This window comes from Collinsella sp. HCP28S3_E9 (genome assembly GCF_052065455.1).
Classification (GTDB): Bacteria; Actinomycetota; Coriobacteriia; order Coriobacteriales; family Coriobacteriaceae; genus Collinsella.
The window spans coordinates 136,200-157,394 of record NZ_JBQHTZ010000001.1; the positions used below are offsets into that span (position 1 = coordinate 136,200).

Here is a 21,195-nt window from a genome sequence, read left to right on the forward strand (position 1 = left end):
GCATCTTAGGATAGCGCCCCTGCCACGTACCCGTCCGCATGTGCGATAATGTCGAACGATATGCACGAATTGACCACTGCGTCGCCGAGCCCCGCGCCCGGCTGCGCTCTTACCATATACGAAGGAGTCCCATGGCATCCAAATACTCCATGAACGACCGTCCCAGCTGGCCCCGCCGCGCCATCGTTACCGCCGGCGAGCCCTATGGCAACAAGGGTCTTCACTTTGGCCACGTTGGCGGCGTCTTTGTCCCGGCCGACTTCTTCGCCCGCTTCCTGCGCGACCGCCTGGGCCGCGAGAACGTCATCTTCACCTCGGGCACCGACTGCTACGGCTCGCCCATCATGGAGAGCTACCGCAAGCTCAAGGAGAACGAGGGCTACGATAAGTCCATTAGCGAGTATGTCGAGTCCAATCACTCCCGCCAGGCCGCGACCCTCAACAACTACAACATCAGCTGCGACATCTACGGCGGCTCGGGCCTTGAGCCGGCGGCCCAGATTCACAACAAGGTGACCGCCGAGATTATCGAGCGCCTGCACGAGCAGGGCACCATCTCCAAGCGCTCTACCCTGCAGTTCTACGACGCCAAGGCCGGCACGTTCCTCAACGGTCGCCAGGTCATCGGCCGCTGCCCCATCCAAGGTTGCAAGTCCGAGAAGGCTTATGCCGATGAGTGCGACCTGGGCCACCAGTTTGAGCCCGAGGAGCTCATCGCGCCCAAGAGCCAGCTCACCGGCGAGGTGCCCGAGCTGCGCCCGGTCGACAACCTCTACTTCGACCTGCCGGCCTACCTCGACTTTATGAAGACCTACACCGCCAAGCTCGCCCAGAACCCGCAGGTTCGCTCCGTGGTCTCCAAGACCATGGAGGAGTGGCTGCTGCCGGCACAGCTCTACATCCAGAATAAGTTCCGCGAGGCCTTCGATGCCGTCGAGGATCAGCTTCCCGAGCACACCGTGCTGGAGCCCGAGGGCAACAAGAGCAGCTTTACCGTCACCTTCCCCAGCTGGAAGGAGCGCGACGATGCCCACGCGGTGCTCGCCAACGGCGGCGTGCGCTTCCGTAGCGGCAAGGCGCTCGTGCCCTTCCGCATCACCGGCAACATCGACTGGGGCGTTCCGGTGCCCGAGGTCGATGGCGTCTCCGACGTCACCTGCTGGTGCTGGCCCGAGAGCCTGTGGGCGCCCATCAGCTACACCCGCACCGTGCTCGCCCGCGACGCCCGCGCCGCCGGCGTGACCGAGGGCGTCGCCGCCCAGGATGCCGCCCTCATGGGCGAGCCCGCCGCCGATTCCACCCAGGTCCCCGCACCCACCTACCAGCACAGCTCGCTCGACTGGCGCGACTGGTGGTGCTCTGACGACGCACAGATCTACCAGTTTATCGGTCAGGACAACATCTACTTCTACTGCATCGCGCAGACCGCCATGTGGGAGGCCCTGGGTTGGAACCTCACGCAGAGCACCGTCAGCGCCTGCTATCACCTGCTCTACATGGGCAAAAAAGCCAGCTCGTCCTCGCAGACGCCTCCCCCGCCGGCAGACGACCTGCTCAATCACTACACCTGCGAGCAGATGCGTGCGCATTGGCTGTCGCTCGGCCTGTCCGAGAAGCCGGTGAGCTTTAGCCCCAAGGCATATGACACACGCGTGACCGGCAAGGACAAGGACGGCAACGAGGTGCGCGCCTGCGACGACAAGCGCGTTATCGACCCGGCCCTTAAGGAGAGCGCGCTTTTGACCGGCGTGTTCAACCGCCTGGCCCGCAGCTGCTTCTACGGCGTCGCCGTCAAGGAGGGCGACGAGAGCCCCTACCGCAACGGATGCATCCCCGCCGGTGCCGCCTCCGCCACCGTGGTCGAAGCCGCCGAGCAGGCAGCTCTCGCCTTTGAGCAAGCCATGTACAAGTTCGAGACGCACCGCGCGCTCGCCGTGTGTGACGACTACCTGCGTGCCGCCAACAAGCGCTGGAGCGACGCCTCCAAGGCTGCCAACAAACTCGAGGGTAGCGAGGCAAACACCGCAATGACGCAGGCACTGGTCGACGCCTTTACCGAGCTGCGCGTGGCGACCGTGCTCATGCACGGCATCGTCCCGGCCGGCTGCGAGCTCATCTGCGAGTACTTCGACATCGATCCGGTCGCCTTCTTTAGCTGGGACAACATCTTTGCCTCCACGGATGAGTTTGTGGAGAGCCTGGGCGAGAAGCCCGGCGAGCACCGCGTGAAGCCGCTGCCCCCGCGCTTCGACTTCTTCAGCAAGCACGAGAGCCAGTACTAGACAAACGCCAAGGCAGACTAGTCAATTTGGGACGGGGCTATTTTAGCTACCCCGTCCCAAATTTAACTGCAACGCCTGCCGAAACGGACGGGCAGCTAAAATAGCCCCGTCCCAAATTGACTACTTTTAATGGAATGGGAAGGAAGGACGGATGTCCAAGCCGCGTCGTCGTAAGCAGAAAAAGCAGGTTAAGCCCGAGCTCAAGCTTAGGCAGTTTGCCGCTACCGAGCTTTCCGACCAGCTTGCCGCCCAACACTCCGCCGCCGACCTGCCGCGCTTTATGGTCGACACGGTCGCCGGCGCCTATGCGCCTGCCGATGCCGAGCTCATGATCGAAGGCTTTGGCGCCGCAGCCACGCGCCCGGTCACGCTGCGCGCCAACACGCTCAAGGCAACCGCCGAGGACATCGCCGCCGCGCTCGACGCAGCCGGCATCGCCCACCAAACCGTTGCCTGGTACCCGGACGCTTTCATCCTGCCCGAGGCCCAGGTATCCGATCTGTGGGATCTCGACATCTACCGCAACGGCAAAATCTATCTGCAGAGCCTGTCGTCCATGATGCCTCCTTTGGTGCTGGGCGCTCAGGCCGGCGAGGATATCCTGGACATGTGCGCGGCCCCCGGCGGCAAGACGACGCAGATCGCCGCCCTTACCCAGGGACAGGCGCACCTCACCGCCTGCGAGATGAGCATTCCCCGCGCCGAAAAGCTCGAGGCCAACTTGGGCCGCCAGGGCGCCAAAAACGTGCCCGTCATGCGCATCGACGCACGCGAGCTCGACGAATTCTTTCGCTTTGACCGCATCCTGCTCGACGCCCCCTGCACCGGCACGGGCACTGTCATCAGCGGCAACGAGAAAAGCCTGCGCGGCCTGACCGAGCAGCTGCTCTGCAAGTGCGCCCGCTCGCAGCGCGCGCTTCTGGACCGCGCCATGGGCGCCCTCAAGCCGGGCGGCACGCTCGTCTATTCCACTTGTTCGATCTTGCCGCAGGAAAACGAGGACGCCCTGCAAGAGGCCCTCGACAAACACATGGACTGCGAGCTCATCCCCCTCGACGGCACGCCGAGCGAAAGCGAAACGCGCCGTGCTCAGGAAGCTGGCGAAGAGCCACGCGTCGAGAGCAACGCCCTCACCGAGGCCATCGCCACCGGCCACGTCTCGACCGTCGCCAACGGCATGCCCGGCACGCTGACCATCCCGCCCAGCCGCGACTTTGAGGGCTTCTACATCGCTCTGATCCGAAAACGCAGCTAGCGCACGGACCAACTCAACAAGCTATCTCCGTGCGCGCTTGTCCTGCTGGTCCTTATGCCGCGCAAGCGCTTCACGCTCCTTGCGCTCGGCCTTTTTGCCCTTAATGGCCGTAACCACAAAGTAGATGACCGCGGCGGCTACGATTGCGCCCACGCATAGGCCAATCGAGCTCAATATCGTCGTGATTTCCATACCGCGCCACCTCTCTTATAAACGGGACATTTAAGATAGCACCTCAAAACCTGCCACCACAGCTCCTTCACGTTCGCCGGCCCTTCGGTCTAACGGATAGCGCGGCGGGGAAAAATCAACTCGTCAAACGTTTTAGCAACGTAGCGCCGGTCGCACGCTGCCGACCGCACATTATAGAAACGGACCGCAATGGATTCTCTCAACGATTTGAACGAGCGTGTTGACGCTTTTGTCGCCACCAGCTCCTTCGACACGCCCGCCGCGACGAACGACCAAGCCCCCATCGATGTTCCCGCCGAGGTTCACGAGGACATCGTCGCCTCGGTCGATTTCTCAGAGGTTGAGCTTGCGGACGAATTTACCGAGCCCCAGGTGGCCGTAACCCCCAGCGGCCTTTTGCCCATGGAGCCGCTGCCCATCGATGGGCGCCTGCGCAAGGCGGCCCTCCGCATGCCCGATGAGATCGAGGAGGCCAGCGGCTTTACGCTCTTTGGACGCCGCATCAAATCGCTCATCTACACCACCGACGTGGCGGTCATCCGCAACTCCAATGCCGACGCCGTGTTTGCCGTCTACCCCTTCACGCCGCAGCCCGCCATTACGCAGGCGCTGCTGACTGTTGCCGAGTGCCCGGTCTTTGTGGGCGTTGGCGGCGGTACCACCACCGGTAAGCGCTCCGTGCAGATGGCGGCCGTCTCCGAGATGCAAGGCGCGGCGGGCTGCGTGGTCAACTCCCCCGCTACCGCCGAGATGGTCGAGCACATCACCAACATCGCCGACATCCCCGTCATCGCCACGGTCGTTCGCTGCGATGACGATGCCCACGCCAAGGTGCGCGCCGGGGCCAAGATCCTCAACATCGCCGCCGGCAAAAACACACCCCAGGTCCTGCGCGAGCTGCGAGAGCACTATCCCAGCCTGCCGCTCATCGCACCGGGTGGCAAGACGCCCGAGAGCATCCGCGAAACCATCGCCGCCGGCGCCAACGCTATCATCTGGACGCCGCCTTCGGCCCAGCAGCTGCAAACCGACATGATGGAGCGCTACCGCAAGATGAAGGAAGACGCCACGCCTGTCATCTCGCGCGACGATGTGCCCATTATCGACCAGGTCGCCGCCGCCGAGGTCAGCCAGGTCGAGAACATGAATCCCGACGTGCCGATTCCCGACGAGGTCATCGAACGCGTCGCCTCGATCCACGATCATATCGAGGAGCGTCGCGCCAACCGCGGACTCAAGCCCTCGCTACACGGTTTCTTCTTCCGTGGAAAGAAACGCTAGCCGCAACAGCAAGGCCCGCCCCGCAAACAACGGGACGGGCCTTTTTCTGTTATCAAATGTCAGGAGGACAGGCGTAGCCGTTAAAACCGTCAGCCAGCCCACAAACGTTAGTCCACGCGCTTGTCGCCCATAAAGAAGAGCGCCACCGTACCAGGTCCGGTATGCGAGCCAATCAGAGTACCGATGTCATTAATCTCAATCTTGCCTTTAAGCTGCGGAATCTGTTCCTCTATCAGCGCCGCAACTGCCTCGGCATCCTCGCGACACGCCGAGTGCGACATGATGCACTTACCCGAATAATCCGCACCGCCCTGCACGTGTGCCATCATGGTCTTAGCCATCTCGGAAATCGCACGCTTCTTGGTGCGAATCTTCTCACGCGGCGCCAGCTCACCTTCGCAATCGACCGTCATAAGCGGGCAAATCTTGAGTGCCGTGCCGATGATCGCGCTCGCGGCCGAAATGCGACCGCCGCGCAGGTAGCTCGACAGATCGGTCGAAAAGAACCAGTGGTGCAGGTTGAGTTTATGCTCCTCAATCCAAGCGGCCGTCTCGTCGAGCGAAGCGCCGCTATCGCGAACGTCGGCGGCACATTCCGCCAGCAGGCCAAGGCCCGAAGACGCCGCCAGCGAATCGATGACGCGCACCTTGCCGCCCTGGGGATAGCGATCCGCGAGCATCTGCGCCGCAACGCAGGCCGATCCATACGTGCCCGAAATACCCGACGACAACGTCAGGTGCAGCACGTCTTTACCCTCGGCAACAAACGGCTCCCAAAACTCCTCGTACTCACCCACGCTCACCTGAGACGTCTTGGGCATGGCGCCCGCGGCAATCTGGGCAAAAAACTCGTCCGGCGTAATCGACTGATACAGATCGTCCGTATAGACAACATCGTCGATCTCGTAATGAAAACACACGACAGGAATATTGCGCGACGCAAAGAACTCACGGGTTCGATCGGCGGCGGATTCACAGGTCAGGACAAAATCACTCATATGAGGCTCCTTACTCATTGTTGCGCAAATTATCGCACAGCATGCGTGAATACGGTACAAATGTCCGTTATTTACCAAATTGAACCAAAGGTAGTGAACATCTTTACCGTCATCATCTCTAGCGATCCCGGAGGTATGCGCCTGCAAAAACGACCCTACGTCTCCACTCAACCGCCATATCTACCTCGACTAAATCGATTTAGCAAACCGTTCGGCCAACAATTCAATCTCCTAACCCCAATTGAAACAAAAGCGGCGCATACTGATAAACGTTTGACGCTGTTTATCAGTTTTACCAACCACATCGGAAGGTGTTTCATGGTCGCATTCGATCGCAATCCGCAAGACTTCAAGTATCTGCGCCTGCTGTCGAGACAGTTCCCCACCGAGCAATCCGCATTCACCGAGATCATCAACCTCTCGGCCATCCTCAACCTGCCCAAGGGCACCGAGCATTTTATGAGCGATGTGCATGGCGAGTACGAAGCCTTTATGCACATCCTCAACAACTGCTCGGGCGTCGTGCGCGAGCATGTCGACGAAATCTTTGGCGACACGCTCTCCTTTAACGAAAAGGGCGAGCTGTGCACGCTCATCTACTACCCGCGCGAGAAGATCGATCTGGTCCGCAGCCGGCACGAGGACTCGCCCACCTGGTACAAGACCATGCTCAACCAGCTCATTGTGGTTGCCCGCTCGCTTTCGAGCCGCTACACCCGCTCCAAGGTACGTAAGGCCATCCCGCGCGATTACGCCTACATCATCGACGAGCTGCTGCACACGCATCCGGACGAGAACAACTACCGCGTGCGTTATCACGAGCGCATTATCGAATCCATCTTGGAGACCGCCAGCGCCGACGACTTTATCGAGTCGCTCGCCTCGCTCATCAAGCGCCTCGCCGTCGACCACCTGCACTTGGTGGGCGACATCTTCGACCGCGGCGGCGGCGCGGCCAAGATTATGGACCGCCTGCTCACCTATCATTCGCTCGATATTCAGTGGGGCAACCACGATCTGTTGTGGATGGGCGCCGCTGCCGGCGAGCCCGCCTGCATCGCCACGGTGCTACGCAACAACCTGCGCTACGACAACTACGAGATTCTCGAGAACGACTACGGCATCTCGCTGCGCGAGCTTGTCGCCTTTGCCAACGCTACCTATACCGCCGGCGAGCCCATCAGCCCGCTCATCAAAGCCATCAACGTTCTGCTCTTTAAGCTCGAGGGCCAGATTATCCAGCGCCACCCCGAGTTCGACATGGCCGACCGTCTACTGCTCGACAAGGTCGATCACGATGCCGGCACGGTCACCCTCGCCGACGGCAGCGTGTGGCCGCTCACGACTAACGACTTCCCCACCGTCGATCCAGCGGACCCCTACACGCTCACGCCCGAGGAGCAGCACATCATCGACAAGCTCGTGTCCGAATTTGTCACCGCCGATCATCTGTATCGCCACATCGATTTCCTCTATACCCACGGCTCCATGTATAAGGTCGCCAACGGCAATCTGCTGTTCCACGGCTGCGTACCGCTCAACGAAGACGGCACCTTTAGCAGCATGAACTGCCTGGGTACCTGGCACGCCGGCCGCGATTATTTTGATTTTTGCGACTATATCGCCCGTCGCGCCTGGCGCGTCGGCGACCGCGATGCCCTCGATTGGATGTGGTACCTGTGGATCGGCTTTAACTCACCCGCCAGCGGACGCGTGGTGCGCACCTTCGAGCGCGCCTACATTGCCGACAAGAGCACGTGGGTCGAGCCGATGGACCCGTACTACACGCTCACCACGTCCTCGTCCGTTTGCGACGACATCATGCGGGAGTTTGGCGTCGCCCCCATGGCTTGCTCGCCGACGGGCCATATCATCAACGGCCATACGCCCGTCAAGACCACCAAGGGCGAGCAGCCCATCCGCGCCAACGGAAAGTTGCTGGTCATCGACGGCGGTTTCTGTCGCGCCTACCACCCCAAAACGGGCATCGCCGGTTACACGCTCATCTCGAGCTCGCGCGGATGCCGCCTCAAGTCGCACCAGGCCTTTACCAGCGTTGCCGAGGCGCTCACCCGCAACATCGATATCGAAAGCGAGACCAACCGCTTTGACGAGGCCGACCGGCGCCGCATGGTGAGCGACACCGATACCGGCGTCAGGATTCGCAGTCAGATCCAAGAACTGCGCCAGCTCCTCGATGCATATAGAAACGGTGCTATCGAGGAGCGCGCCTAGCCCCGCCTGCGGGGATTGGTTAAACTTGCTGGGTTTGTCATCCCCGCGGCGCCCCGGCGCCACCCTAAGGCAGGTACCATGCAAAAGCTCCTTGCGCAGATCATAAAGTTTGGCGTCGTCGGCGTCGTTGCCACCGTCATCGACTTTGGCATCATGAATCTGCTCCACTACGGCCTGGGCCTCAACATCTTGATCGCCAACACCAGCGGTTTTATCGTCTCGCTCATCTTTAACTACGTCGCGAGCATGAAGTACGTGTTTGCACACAAGGAGGGCATGAGCCGCCGCCGCGAGTTCATCATCTTTGTCGTGCCATCCGTTATTGGCCTGGCGCTCAACGACGGCATCGTGCTTGTCCTCAACGCCGGCCTGGGCCTCGAGGCCAATATCGCCAAGATTTGCGCTACCGCACTCGTCATGGTCTACAACTTTGTAACGCGAAAGATCTTCCTAGAGGGCGAGCAGACCAAATAGCTCGGCTTCCTCGTTGCACCACAGGGACCTGCGGATGACGCGCGTCAAGCGCTGTGTTATTCGCGGGCCTTGCTCGTTTACGGGAAGATTTGCAGCGTTTGCGGATTACCTCTTGAATATTTGGCGAGTTCGTATAGTTCTTGCCAAAGACCTTACGTTTGCCATGCAAAAGCTCTAAAGTATCTCGTTGCTCGATTCATCAACGCATTGGATGTGATTACGTGCGCAACGCGCTGGCACAACCTCATACCAAGCAGTTCCTCAAGTTCGCTGTCGTGGGTCTTATCTCCTTTGGCGTCGACTGGGGCATGCTTATTGCGCTCGTCGAGCTGTTCCACCTCGACTTTTTGATGAGCACGACGGTCTCGTTTACCACGTCCGTCGTGGTTAACTACTGGCTCAGCATGAAGTACGTGTTCGACCATCGCGAGGGCATGAGCCGTAAGCGCGAGTTCACGATCTTTACCATCCTGTCGGTGATCGGCCTGGGCCTCAACGACCTGTACATGTTTGTGGGCGTCACGTTTTTGAGCATCGGCTACCAGGCCATGAAGGCCATCGCCACGTTCCTGGTCACCTGGTACAACTACTTTAGCCGTCGCTTTTTCCTCGAAGGCGCACGGTCGTAGACGGCCCAACATAATCTTGCTTCGCAGCCGGTTGGAATTCTCGTTCCAACCGGTTTTTTGTTTGCAGAGTCTGCCGAGGAAGGCGGGCTACGGTGCATGAATGGGACGCAGTTTCCCCATGAACGCCGTTCCGGAAAGTGTATCCCAGATTGCAGCCTCAGAATGGGATGCAGCTTCCGCAACGCCGTCCTAGCGGAAACAGTGTCCCGGAATCAGTCAACAGAACGGGACGCAGTTTCCAGATGAGCCCCCATGCGGAAAGTCCATCCCGGAATGAGCCCCCAGAGCGGGACACGCTTTCCGAAACCCGCCCCATCGGGAAACCGTATCCCGGTCTGAGCGTGGATTCCGGGACGCAGTTTCCCGCGGACGCCGAAACGGAAAGCGCATCCCGTTATCGATGTCTAGAACGAGATGCGCTTTCCCAATGGATGCTGATGCGGAAATTGCGTCCCGGAATTCACCTTCAGAGTGGGATGCGATTTCCGGTTGAGCCTCGATTGGGAAACGACGTCCCATTCGCATAAAAACGGGCGGCTCGGGTGTTGGTCCGAACCGCCCGTTTGGCGTGTTATGTCGAGGCATTTAGCCCGTTACGTAATACCAGACCACGCTGTCACCGTTGGAGAGAACGTAGTTGCTGCAAGCCGTGTTGGGCGTCACACCGTTAACGGAGTACATCCAGCCGCTTGTACCACCGTGCTCCTTCTCGGCCAAACCACCGATAGCGGCGACATACGTGCCGTACGACGAACCGTGCGCATTGACGGAAAGGCCCAGTGCACACAAAGCATCGTAGGGGGTAGCGCCCTCGTTGAAGGTGAACGTACCGCCAGAAGACACCGGGTTACCCACGGCACTCGACGTCACTGAGACCGTCACAGTAATGTAGCCAGGCTGCTGCGAGCCGCCCTGATTGCCAGCAGAAGCGTTGCCGCTGTTGGATGCAGACCCACCGCCGGCCGCCGAGCCGCCGCCCGAAGAGGAGCCGTTTGAAGAACTCGATCCACCAGCGGATTCGGAGTCCTGTCCGGCAGACGCGTTGTTGGACTTCTTGCCGCCCTTGCCTTCGGACTTCTTCCCTTTCGAATCCTTGTCTAACTTCTCGTCCGAAGACTCGGAAGCGTCCTTGGAATCCGATTCATTCGAGTCCTTGGACTCGGAGTCCACAGCGTCAGAAGACGAGGAGCCCGCTGTCTCCGTCTTGCGAGAGGCGATAGAGCCAGAGTCGGCAACGCTCCTCCCCGCCACGGCCCGAGCGATCCAATCGATGGACCAGGCACCGCTGGCGGAAGGGTGAACAAAGCCCAGCGAGACGACAATCAGCGCGATGCAGACGGCCGTCAGAGAGCCAAGCAGCGCCTTACGCCGAGAGGCGGACGCCGCCGAGGCGGCGCCCTTTTGCTTAGCATCGTCGAGCTGAATGAACGACGAGTCGGGTTGCTTGGAGTCGGCATCCTGAGGTTTATTGGACACAGCTCTCACCTACCGGCGCTTGGTAAACACGAACACGCCAATGACCGCAAGCCCGATCACGCCGGCCGCTACGCCGACAATGGCGAGCGGGTTGAAGCCAGACTCCTGTGCCAGAGCCTCAGCGGACTTCTTAGCGGTAGTCGCGGCAGCCGAGCCCGTATCGGACTTGGAGCTGGACTTGCTGGACTTCTTATCAGACTTCTTGCTGTCCTTCTTGTCGGACTTGTCGGAATCCTTCTTGGAATCCTTGCCGTCCTTGGTCTCGGTCTTGGTCGTGGTGGACACCGGCTTCTGACCCGGAGCAACAGCACCGCCAGCCTGCTGGCCGTTTGTGCCGTTACCGGAGCCAGAACCAGCATTACCCGAGCCGCCATTGCCGCCGTTGGAGCCAGAGCCGCCGTTACCGCCAGGGGTAACGGCATTCTTGGTCCACTTAGCGTAGAGCGTCATATCGGCCGTCACCGCAGCGCTAAAGTCATACGCCTTTGTGCAAGCCTCATCGGTATACCAGCCACCAAAGGTGTAGCCCTCACGCGTCGGATCGGCCGGCTTGGTGACGGTCGAGCCGGAAGCAGGCGTCTGATCGCCAGTCGCAGAGCCGCCCTGAGCATCAAACTTGACACGATGTGCCTGAGATTTCACACAGAAGAGATGGCCCGAATCGTTGGTGTAATACAGATTGCCGAACTGATCGCAGACAACCGAAGCCATGCAATAGTTGGCATATCCAGAACCGGGAACGAACACCTCGGTTGCCTCGGCATCGCCCAGCTTGTACATGTACACGCCACCGCCGGTAGTGTAGTTAGGCCAATTGCCCTTGGCGCCGTTCAAGGTGAAATATACGTACGTCTCGCCATCATGTGTTGAGACGAGCGGCGTGCCCTTGGACTCAAAGCCAAGCTCTTCGCCATCGGCCTTCGTAATCTGCTTCACACTCATATCGGAGAGGTCAATGATCGAAAGTAGGCCCTTAGCCGTAGCCTTGGCCTTAGCCTTAGCCTTCCAATTGTTCACGGTTGTCCCGCCAATAAAAGCATACTTACCACTGAAAACGGGCGTCGAAGTCGAATAAGCGGCAAACTGAACTTTCGCGGCCTCAGTAATGGAACCATCGGAACCAATGGTCAGCTTGTGCAACGTACCATCGTCGCGCGTAACAGCATATATATAGCCGTCATGAACGGTAAGCGCCGAACGGATGTTGCCACCAGACAGCTTAATCGAACCAACAAGCTTTGACAGATCGGCAGAATACACGCGCACCTGGCCGAAATCTCCGCCAACGACATAGTAGCCATTGACCATCAGGCCGCCGGACCAGTAGTAACCTCCGTCAGCGACGGAGGCGCTACCGGCGATGGCGCCCGTGTGAATATTGATGCGCCTGACCGTACCGTTTTGCACGTCATTGCCATTGGCAGACCAACAATCAAGGGTGTTGATATAGACGTAGTCGCCGTCAACGGTCAACGAAGATTGATTCTGCATAGCGAAGGCATCGGAATACCACAGCGTCTTAAACGTTTTCGCCGAAACAGCCTGCAGATAGCCACCGGAAAGCGGAATCAGAATGATGCCCTGCGCAATAACGGGACGGCAGGTGCTATCCATGGAAGAGCCAAGCTCAAGCGAGCGTACTACGGAACCCGTCTCGGGGTCGATCTCATTCAGAACGGCATTCCACGTCTTTCCGCCCCATACCGAAGCGCCCGTGACAAGGTACACCTTTCCGTTCGCGACAATGGGGTCAGACGCAGAGGCGCTTGCGCCTGCCTTCTGCTGCTCTTCGGTTAAAAGGTTGAGCGCCCAGGAAGGCGTATCGGTCTTTGTCGTAGGCGTAAGGGCATCCGTTGCGGATCCCGAGCCACCGTTCGCAAAGCCATTCCATGCCGTATCGACATCGGGATGCTCAGCCCCAGGATTGGTGGCAGGCGCCGACGAAGGCTTCTGTATGCCATCGCCCTTAACGTAACGGAACTCGACGCAATCGCCGTTCTTAAGGCAATAGCTCGAGGCGCCGAAGTTCGCAAACCCATTGTTTACGTAAAACGACCAGAAGCTGTACGGCGCGGCGCTCGTTGTGCCCAGCACGCGGCCATCGGGCATCGTCGCACTCGTAAGACCCAAGGCGTTTGCCTCAAGGTTCGTACAACCGGCAGCCGTCATAAGCTGCTCGAGTACCGACTCGGCCGTCGTGTCATCGTCGGCGGGAAGCGTAAGCTCGGTCAAGGGCACCACCGATTGCTCGGTGTAGTTGCCGTCGGCATCACTTGCGGAGACGCCCGTGACCTTGGCCGTCACCGTAATGGTCTTGCCCTCGTTCGGGTTGTCGAGCCCCGTCGTTCCCTTGACGTTTACCGTCGCAGAAACATCCAAGCCGGCAAGCACCGCGTAGTCCGAGTTGTCGGGATAGCGCTCGGCATAACGGGCAAAACGTTCGCTCTTTAGACGGCCGCTAATCGTGACTTTCGTGTTGTATTCGGGCTGAGTGAGGATAAGGGTCTCATGCGCGATAACCCTCGGTTTGCTCGACTTGAGCAAACGATAGGTGTTCTCCGTGCCACCGGGGAGCTCACTAAACACGAAGCCGTAATGTCCCGAAGCCTCTTCGGTGGAATAGCACCAGTTAACGCCGAGTCCTTGGCCATACACCTTAAGCGGTGCATGCAGGTTGCCCGTCACGCTGGAGGCATTTTGGCCATCAAGAATACCCAAGTAGAACGAAGACTTCGCAAGGCTAAGGTGGAACAACTCGGCATTGAGCTCGTCCTGATTCTGAGGAGAAATCGCAAAGTCGAGGGTCCTGCTTGCCGTGACTTCGGCGTTGGACTTATCGGTCACCGTAAGGGTGACTTTGGTCTTCGCTGCCTCGGCGCCAGGCAGCGGCTGATAGACCGTACCCTTGTAACCGTTAAACGTGATGTCATCGGTGCTGGCGGAGTACTCGACCTTGTAATACTTGCCGTCGACGCCAAGGTTCTTGGGCTGTGGCATTTGCAGGTCGGCGGTTAGGCCGTCCTTGTCGGCAACCGTTTTGGTGCCGTAGTACTTGATATTGTCGTAGGTAAAGGCCGCATCGACCTTTGCCTGCAGGTCGGCCTTGTCGGATGCAACCTTATCGGGGTCGCCCTTGACAGTAACGGCATGCGTGGCCCCACCGGTCACCTTGACATCGGAGACGTTCGACAACACCGAGACTTTGGCGGTCAGCGTGACCTCGCGGTCGCTCGACTTGCGCGCGACCTTGCCCGTGTAGTCGTCCCAGCCGTTGCCCGAAACAGACAGGGCATCGGTATCGGAGCTCGTCCACTCGACGGAGAACTTCTTGTTGGCGCCCGCCCTGTATGGCAGCGTCAGATTCTGGGTAACGCTCTCGGCGGTATCGCCCGTGGCATAGCCGATGGAAAGCTGCTCGGCGGCGTTGTCGAGCAGGTCCTGAAGCTTGCCTTCGTTCCAAGCGATTTCAACAGTTTTAGTCGGCTTGTATTCAACCGACTTGCCATCACGCGAGAGCACGAACGTAACGCTCGCGCGACGCAGCTGGTCAATGCTGCAGCCGCTAGACGCGTTGGGATCGAGATAGAAGAACGTGACATCGCCGTTAGTCTTATCGTACGTAGAGGAGATGCCGACCTCAGCGCCCTCATACGAAGAGCTGAAGCTGGCGGTCTTAGTCTTAACGTCGATATCATCAAAGCCGAGCTGCTTGAGCTGAGCCTTCAACGCGTCGTTGACGTTACCGCCATCAGCACTGTAGGCGACGCTTATCAGCGCGTTTTTATCGCTGAGCTTCTGAGCAGCAGCCTCGAGCGAACCGGCCTTGATGACCTTGTTGGCCGAGACGACCTCGACCTCGGAAGAGCCACTCGCAGCAACAGCCTTAAGGTACTTGTTACCGGCCGCATCGGGAACCTGGATCTTGGCACCCGTTACTTCGAGCTTAGTCCAATCATCATCCGCCGCATCGGAGGCGTCGGCCGCATACCAAGAGATATCGGCGCTGTCGGCAGAAAGCTTAACGCCGTTAGTGGTCGAGCCGTTAGTGGTCGAGCCGTCGACGCGCTTAGCGTACACATCGGCAGAGACGCTATCGCCCGCGACAAGGTTGGTCGACTTGCTCTGGAGCTGAGGCGTGCTCACGACGCGCAGCAGGTTATACTCCCCCACCGGCAGCACCGTGTCCCTAGAGGTCCACGTAACGGTGTTGTCGAGCGCCGAGGCCTCGAGCTTGAGGGATTTGCCCACAAGCGCATCGGTGATAGTCAGCGCACCGGTGGAGGCGTCAAGGTTATCGGTGACCTTGGTCCAATTAGCGTCATCGGCGCCCTTGGCATACCAGGTGACGGTCAGCTTGGCGTCATCGGGCAGAGCGGAATCCGACCAACTCGAAGAGTCGGGGATACGGACCTTGGGCGTAAGCGTCGTGCCCACGTTGAGCGTAGCCGTCGAAGCCTCTGCCGGCTCGACAGATTTAAGCGTGTACTGACCGGCAAGCGTCACCGGACCCACGGGGTCAACCGAGGTGGTGCTGCCGTAGTACTTCTTCTGTGTGCTCTTAACGGAGTTTTCACTCGTGGCGATCACGCGGATGTACTTGCCCACCATATCGGCCGCAACCGTATAGCTGGCAGAGTCGGCGGCACCGTCGATATTCTTGAACGCGGCGTCGGACGTCGACTTGGCGTCGGCGTACTGCCACTGATAGTGAACGGTATCGGTAGATCCAACGTTCGTGTAAGAGTTGCCCTTGGTCGCCTTAGCCGTGAGCACGTTGCCCACATGCACGGCCCCAGTAGAAGAAGCGCCCTCGACCGTAACGCCGTACAGCTCGACCGCACCAGCCTCCGAAACAGGACCAACGGCAACGTCAGGAGTAGTCTCGCCAGAAGCGCTCGTAGCTTTGGCAACGAGGTATTTGCCAAACAGGTCAGCCGTAACCGTAAAAGTACGACTCGTTGCCCCAGTGATTTTATTGGTGCAAGCGCTAACGGAACTCGAGTCGCCGTAGTACCACTGCCAGGAAACGCGAGAGTCCGCGGAGACGTCCGTTGTACCCGACTTCGCCGTTGCAGAAATCACATCTCCGGCGTAAACCTTACCGCTCTTATCGAGGGTGACGCTCGAAACACTAACGCTATCGGCGGCGGTGACCAGAGTCGTCCCGCGATTAGCATATGAGTCGCCACCCGCTTTAGGTGTCACCACGCAACGGACAGACTTACCGGCATACTCGGCAAGCTTTAGGGTCTGCTCAGTAGCGCCGGGAATATCGGTGTAATCCGAGTCTTTCCTGCTCTGTTTAGGACCCTCTTGCCACTGATAACTGAGATCGGATGAATCAATTTCGGTCCTAGCCCCATTAACTTTTTGAAAGGCATGGACCAAAATCGTATCCGACGTAGTGTAACCGGCATAAGACTGCTCGCCGGTCGATAGGTTCTCGAACGTTAGAGAGAAAATCGTAAGTGCGTCATCGCTCTGCACCGCGACGGCGCTGCTCCCCGCTGCGCTCTGGACAGCACTCGGCTGCGGTGCGCTCGACTGCTCGGAGGTCGCAACGGTACCGGAAGACGCGGCGGCATCCGTACCGGCAGCATCGGCGTCACCCTCGCCGGCAGCCTGCTCCTCCGCCGACTTCGTCTCCGCAGTCTGCGTCACGGCCTCGGCAATGCCCTCGGCGCCCTCGGCCCAAAGTTGCGCCGGTGTGGTACCAAAAGCCATGGCAAAAGCCAGGAACGCCACCAGACCGCGCTTGGCTACGCCGCGGGCAATCGCTCCATGACGACGCCACGAGGCGCGCTGGCGCTCGTCCTCAAACATATCCATTTGTCTCCTATTGTCTGAACTTGGAGCATTGCCCAGCGGCTGCCCCACGTCATCGCGCACATTGCGCTCGAGTACCCCCATCGGGGTCCCCCTTCCCTCCAGAGCCCAACGTGTACCGGCGGCATGCGCCGCGGCCGCGTACAAGATGGGAGGCGATCCGACTTAACCTTACCGGCCCGGGCACGCCGTCCGATCTGCGACGCGACCATCCCGGGCCAAGAGGAATTACGGTTACTGGTACAGCCGGGGACTTGCACCCCGATTCTCCCAAACACGCAGGAAAACCGCGCATTCGTGCGTCTCCGCACCACCATCTAGGCCATCGATTATTACTGTCGGTATGGTAGCACGCAAAAGGGCCCCGCACGCAGGCGAAGCCCAAGGTAAAAGCTATGGTTTGCGATAGGAAGGACTGTCGTCGGACCATGCAAGAACAGCCCGTTTCAAAACTATGTCGGTTTACGGGGCTGATTCAGCACTTCGCAACCATATCTGCCATTTTCGAAAACCAACGACTCATCTACCTGCGGTTTTAAAAGCGCGAATTTCGGTATGCTCGAGGTTCGGCGCTCCAGCCCCGTAAACCGGCATAGTTTTGTTCGGACCAGCCCACGCCGGCGCGACGCAAGGCAAAATGATCCGTTTTCCTCCGTCCCCCAGGGGCCATTAACGCTTGCCGCCGTGACTGTTGCGCCAGATCTCGCGGCCCAGCATCAGCGCCAGCACCAGCGCACTCACGTAGCCCATAAAGCCAATGACCGGAATACCGAACACAACCGGCTCGATGCGCGCGTAGTACACAACCGACGAGCCGATAAACAGGCCGGCGATCACAATTGCCATCGACATGCGGTCGATAATTCCACCCAGCTGTCGCAGCGCCTTATCGCTGCTCATGATCTGCGTGTTCACCTTAAGCTGGCCGCGCGTGAGCATGCGCGACGCCAAGCCCAGATACTCGGCCGCCTCGAGCGAGCCTTTTGCCGCGCGATAGCTGCTCGCGGCAAGATCGCGCCCCATTTCGCGGACGCGCGCATAGGTGCTCTTCTCGTTTTTGATGTGCGCCTGGATGATCTGGATCATGTTGACGTCGGGCATATACTCGGTCAGCAGACCCTCGAGCGTCACCATGCCGCGCGCGAACATCGTCACCACGCTCGGCAGCTCAACGTCGTTTTTGCGCGCCAGATTTAACAGCGAGGTCAAAAACTCGCCGATATCCAGGTCCTTAAGATCAAGCCCTGCAAAGTCGGCGACGATAAAGTCCAAGTCGGACAAAAAGGCCGAATGGTCGAGCTCGGCAGAATCGCCGCGCGTCACGGCAAAGCGCATAAGCGAATCCTTGAGCTTGGGCACGTCACCTTCGGCCACGGCGAAAATCATGTCCTTGACGATACCGCGGTCGTGACTCGACATGCGCCCGACCATGCCCAGGTCAATAAAGTAGACGATCCCGTCTTTAAGGATGATGTTTCCCGCATGCGGGTCGGCATGGAAAAAGCCGTCGTCGAGCACCTGCGTCGAGTAGTCCTCGACGATCGCGGCGCCAATCTTTTCCAAGTCATAACCCTCGGCCACCAGGCGCTCGGGATCGGCAATGGAGATGCCGTCAATGTAGTCCATGACCACGACGTGTTCGGTACAAAGGTCCAAGTAGGATTTGGGACACGAGACGCCATGCACGCTTTTGTGGAAGTCATAGAAATCGTTGAGGTTTTTGGCCTCGGCCAAAAAGTTGGTCTCCTCGCGAAACGAGGTCCACAGCTCTTCGACCACGCCATGCAGGTCCACAAACTGATCAGTGTTGACGAACTTGGAAACGATGCGTACCACCGAGCGAATGATGTCGATGTCCTGAGCCATCACCTGCTGCGCGCCGGGGCGCTGCACCTTAACGGCCACGTCCTCGCCGGTCACCAGACGGGCGCGGTGCACCTGCGCGAGCGACGCGCTACCGAGCGGGTTGGGGTCAATCGCGTCGAATATCTGCCCCAGGCGCTGGCCGTATTCCTCTTCCAAACAGCGGAGCACTACCTCATACGGCACCGGCTCTACGTCGGAGCGCAGACGGCGCAGCTCGTCGCAAAACCGCTGCGGCAAGATCTCGGAGCGGTTAGCCAGAATCTGCCCCATTTTAACGAACATGGGGCCGAGCTCTTCGAGCAGACGACGCAGGCGCACCGGCGTGAGGTTGTCCCATACGCGGTACTTTTTGATCAGACGAACGATCTGCCCAATGCGCTCACGACGACCTGCCGGCGTGAGCTGGTATTCCTCGTCCGGCGCCATCGCGTCGGGCTCCTCAGGGACCATATCGACAGCGCGCGGCTTCTTGCGAGCGCCCGAGACGGCGGCCTCGACCTCGTCGACAACCGCCGTCTCGTCACCCAAGGGATCTTGATTGTTGTAATCGGTGGTGGAATCTGCCATCTGCGCTGCTACTCGGCCTCTTCGGCGTCCTCTGCATCGTCGGGCTCAACGGACTCGACGGGCACCGAGGTCACGTTGTCCTCGACCGAATCGACGATGTCGCGCACATGGGCCAAAAAGGCCGTGCGCTCGGGGGCGGTCATGACGCGCACGCGGGCGAGGATGAGCTCGTCGAGCACGCGCTGGGCCGCGGTCTCGCCCTGCATGCCCAGGCGCTCGGTCAGGTCGGAGATGGTGCCGCCGGCCTGCTCGAACATGTCGGACACGCTGCGGGCGATATCGGGGGTGCCGGCGTCCTTGCGCACCTGCTCGCCCTTGGCATTGAGGTCGTCGAGGACCTTCTTGCCGCCCTCGACGGCAACGGCGGCGGCACCGAAGCCCACGTTGATGGCACCGTTAACAAGCTGATCGAATTTCATAACCATGGTTGGCTCCAATCGTGAACAACTTCATTGGCCTACTTGTACCCAAGATTGGGCAAACGACACAAAATCGTTTGTCGCCGGGATAGAAATCGAGCGAGGCAAAGCCTTTGACGGCGTTTGCCCCGCTCGTTCGCTGCAATGTGGCTTTTACCTAATGTTATCGTTCATCGCGAAGGAATTCTTCATGGCACAGCTCGTGGTGTAGAGCACCTTGCCCAACAGGGCATCGGTCTCCACGCGCACAAACTCGGCAAAGGCCTCGTTGGCGCGGGCGAGCTCGGCGGGCACCTCGGCCTCGGGCAGTACGGCTACAACGGCGTCAACGTCGTGAATCTGCTTGTGGCCCATGCCGCCGACCTTCTCCTGATAATCCTCGACCGCGCGACCGCACTCATGGAAGCGAACATCGGCCAAGGCGCCAATCAGGCGATTCGCCCAATAGAAATTCTCGGACGTCACGCGAGCCTGCGTGTCGGCATAGTACTCGGGCATGGTCTCGACATTGGCGTACAGCGGCACAAGCGCGTTAAACGAGTTAGAGCCAAACGCCATCCACTGCACGGCGCGATACGCCGGCTGCGCATAGGGGCGCAGCTGCAGCACGGCGAGCTGGCTGTTGCGGTTGATGCCGATGGGACGATAGGCGCCGCGCGTGGCGGGCGTGCCCTTGCTGCCGTAGCAGTCGTACTCCGTGCCCTGGTAGTGGCTCGAAAGCACGTACTTGATGTCCTCGAGGGTCACCTTGCGCTCGGGCACGCGACTCCAGGGAATGTCGTCGCTCTCGGGCGTGTAGTCGGCGTCGGGACCGTCCCACACATCGCTGGGGTTGAGGCAGCGCTGCATGTACCAGGCACGCGGTGTGTTGTAGACGTGGTCGCTGTCGCTGTGCGAGCCAAAGGCCTCGCGCGGGTTAAAGACCGCGGCGGGACCGTCGCCCTTAACGCCCAGCGTCAGGTCCAGATGCCACTCGGCCATCCAGGTGCGCAGGTCGGCAGAGCACATGTGGTCGATCTGCGCGCCCTCGGCGTCGTCCAAGTCAAAGCTGTCGATACCCAGCTGGTTGGGCATGGTCACATAGGCGTCGTCGGGTACGCGCTTGGCGATCCAGTGGTGGCCGCCGATGGTCTCGAGCCACCAGATCTCGTCAACGTCACTAAAGGCGATGCCGTTGTTCTCGTAGGTGCCGTAGCGCTCGAGCAGGTCGCCCAGAATGCGCACACCGTCGCGGGCGGACTTGGCATACGGCAACACCAGGGTCACCATGTCCTCCTCGCCCAGACCACCGGGCTGCGCCGGCACATAGCCGTCCTCGCCCTCGTTACCCTTGGCGGGCACGTAGTCCACGAGCGGATCGGCGCCGCGGACGCGCTCGTTGGTGGTGAGCGTCTCGGTTGCGGACATGCCAACATTGAGCTCGTTGAAACCGGCCTCGGCCCAAATGCCATGACCCGGGACAACGTCGGGGACGCTTGTGTAACGCATGGGATTGTCGGGCAGCTCAACGGTCAGGTGGCTCAGGACACTCGTGTAGACACGCGGCTGCTCGTCGGGATGCACTACGCGCATGCGCTTGGGCTCAAATACCCCATTGGGCGAGTCCTCGTTGCGGGCAACCAGCGTCGACCCGTCGTAGCTCGCGTTCTTACCAACCAAAATCGTTGTGCACGGCATGCGCATCCTCCTTGAGCG

13 protein-coding genes are annotated in these 21,195 nt (G+C 59.9%); 6 read left to right on the plus strand and 7 right to left on the minus strand.

Features of this window, described 5'->3' with window-relative positions; genetic code table 11:
- Positions 1-131: 131 nt before the first annotated feature.
- Entirely contained in the window at positions 132-2,282 is a 2,151-nt protein-coding gene (locus ACTNA2_RS00690; RefSeq protein WP_441048258.1) for a methionine--tRNA ligase, read from the plus strand.
- Between the two features lie 151 nt (positions 2,283-2,433).
- Positions 2,434-3,537 carry an RsmB/NOP family class I SAM-dependent RNA methyltransferase gene (locus ACTNA2_RS00695; protein WP_441048259.1) on the plus strand — a complete coding sequence of 368 codons (1,104 nt, stop codon included), beginning with the start codon at positions 2,434-2,436 and terminating at the stop codon, positions 3,535-3,537.
- A 21-nt stretch (positions 3,538-3,558) separates the two neighbouring features.
- Here ACTNA2_RS00695 and ACTNA2_RS00700 read toward each other — a convergent pair whose 3' ends face one another.
- Positions 3,559-3,729, minus strand: a complete 171-nt coding sequence (locus ACTNA2_RS00700) for a hypothetical protein (RefSeq protein ID WP_427728972.1) — start codon at positions 3,727-3,729, stop codon at positions 3,559-3,561.
- A gap of 189 nt (positions 3,730-3,918) precedes the next feature.
- Between ACTNA2_RS00700 and ACTNA2_RS00705 the strand changes: the two genes are divergently transcribed.
- Entirely contained in the window at positions 3,919-5,010 is a 1,092-nt protein-coding gene (locus ACTNA2_RS00705; protein ID WP_427728970.1) for a hypothetical protein, read from the plus strand.
- 107 nt (positions 5,011-5,117) lie between these two features.
- On the opposite strand, the gene ACTNA2_RS00710 is transcribed toward ACTNA2_RS00705, so the two are convergent.
- A complete protein-coding gene (locus ACTNA2_RS00710) occupies positions 5,118-6,008 on the minus strand; it encodes a DegV family protein (protein WP_441048261.1) in 891 nt (296 codons plus the stop codon).
- A 318-nt stretch (positions 6,009-6,326) separates the two neighbouring features.
- Here ACTNA2_RS00710 and ACTNA2_RS00715 point away from each other — a divergent pair, with 318 nt between their 5' ends.
- From ACTNA2_RS00715 to ACTNA2_RS00725, 3 genes are all read left to right on the plus strand, one after another.
- Entirely contained in the window at positions 6,327-8,243 is a 1,917-nt protein-coding gene (locus ACTNA2_RS00715; RefSeq protein ID WP_441048263.1) for a fructose-1,6-bisphosphatase, read from the plus strand.
- Between the two features lie 78 nt (positions 8,244-8,321).
- Positions 8,322-8,717, plus strand: a complete 396-nt coding sequence (locus ACTNA2_RS00720) for a GtrA family protein (RefSeq protein ID WP_441048264.1) — start codon at positions 8,322-8,324, stop codon at positions 8,715-8,717.
- 221 nt (positions 8,718-8,938) lie between these two features.
- Entirely contained in the window at positions 8,939-9,346 is a 408-nt protein-coding gene (locus tag ACTNA2_RS00725; protein ID WP_370450581.1) for a GtrA family protein, read from the plus strand.
- Positions 9,347-9,931: 585 nt separating this feature from the next.
- Here ACTNA2_RS00725 and ACTNA2_RS00730 read toward each other — a convergent pair.
- From ACTNA2_RS00730 to ACTNA2_RS00750, 5 genes are all read right to left on the minus strand, one after another.
- Positions 9,932-10,822: a DUF4430 domain-containing protein gene (locus tag ACTNA2_RS00730; protein ID WP_441048266.1), complete on the minus strand. Its 891-nt coding sequence runs from the start codon at positions 10,820-10,822 to the stop codon at positions 9,932-9,934.
- Between the two features lie 9 nt (positions 10,823-10,831).
- On the minus strand, positions 10,832-16,651 hold the full coding sequence (locus ACTNA2_RS00735; protein WP_441048267.1) for an InlB B-repeat-containing protein: 5,820 nt from the start codon (positions 16,649-16,651) through the stop codon (positions 10,832-10,834).
- Positions 16,652-17,317: 666 nt separating this feature from the next.
- A complete protein-coding gene (locus tag ACTNA2_RS00740; RefSeq protein ID WP_441048268.1) occupies positions 17,318-19,081 on the minus strand; it encodes an ABC1 kinase family protein in 1,764 nt (587 codons plus the stop codon).
- Positions 19,082-19,089: 8 nt separating this feature from the next.
- Positions 19,090-19,506, minus strand: coding sequence for a hypothetical protein (locus ACTNA2_RS00745; protein ID WP_154515830.1), 417 nt, complete (start codon positions 19,504-19,506; stop codon positions 19,090-19,092).
- A gap of 147 nt (positions 19,507-19,653) precedes the next feature.
- Complete coding sequence (locus ACTNA2_RS00750; RefSeq protein WP_441048269.1) at positions 19,654-21,177, minus strand: C69 family dipeptidase; 1,524 nt, start codon at positions 21,175-21,177, stop codon at positions 19,654-19,656.
- Positions 21,178-21,195: the final 18 nt, after the last annotated feature.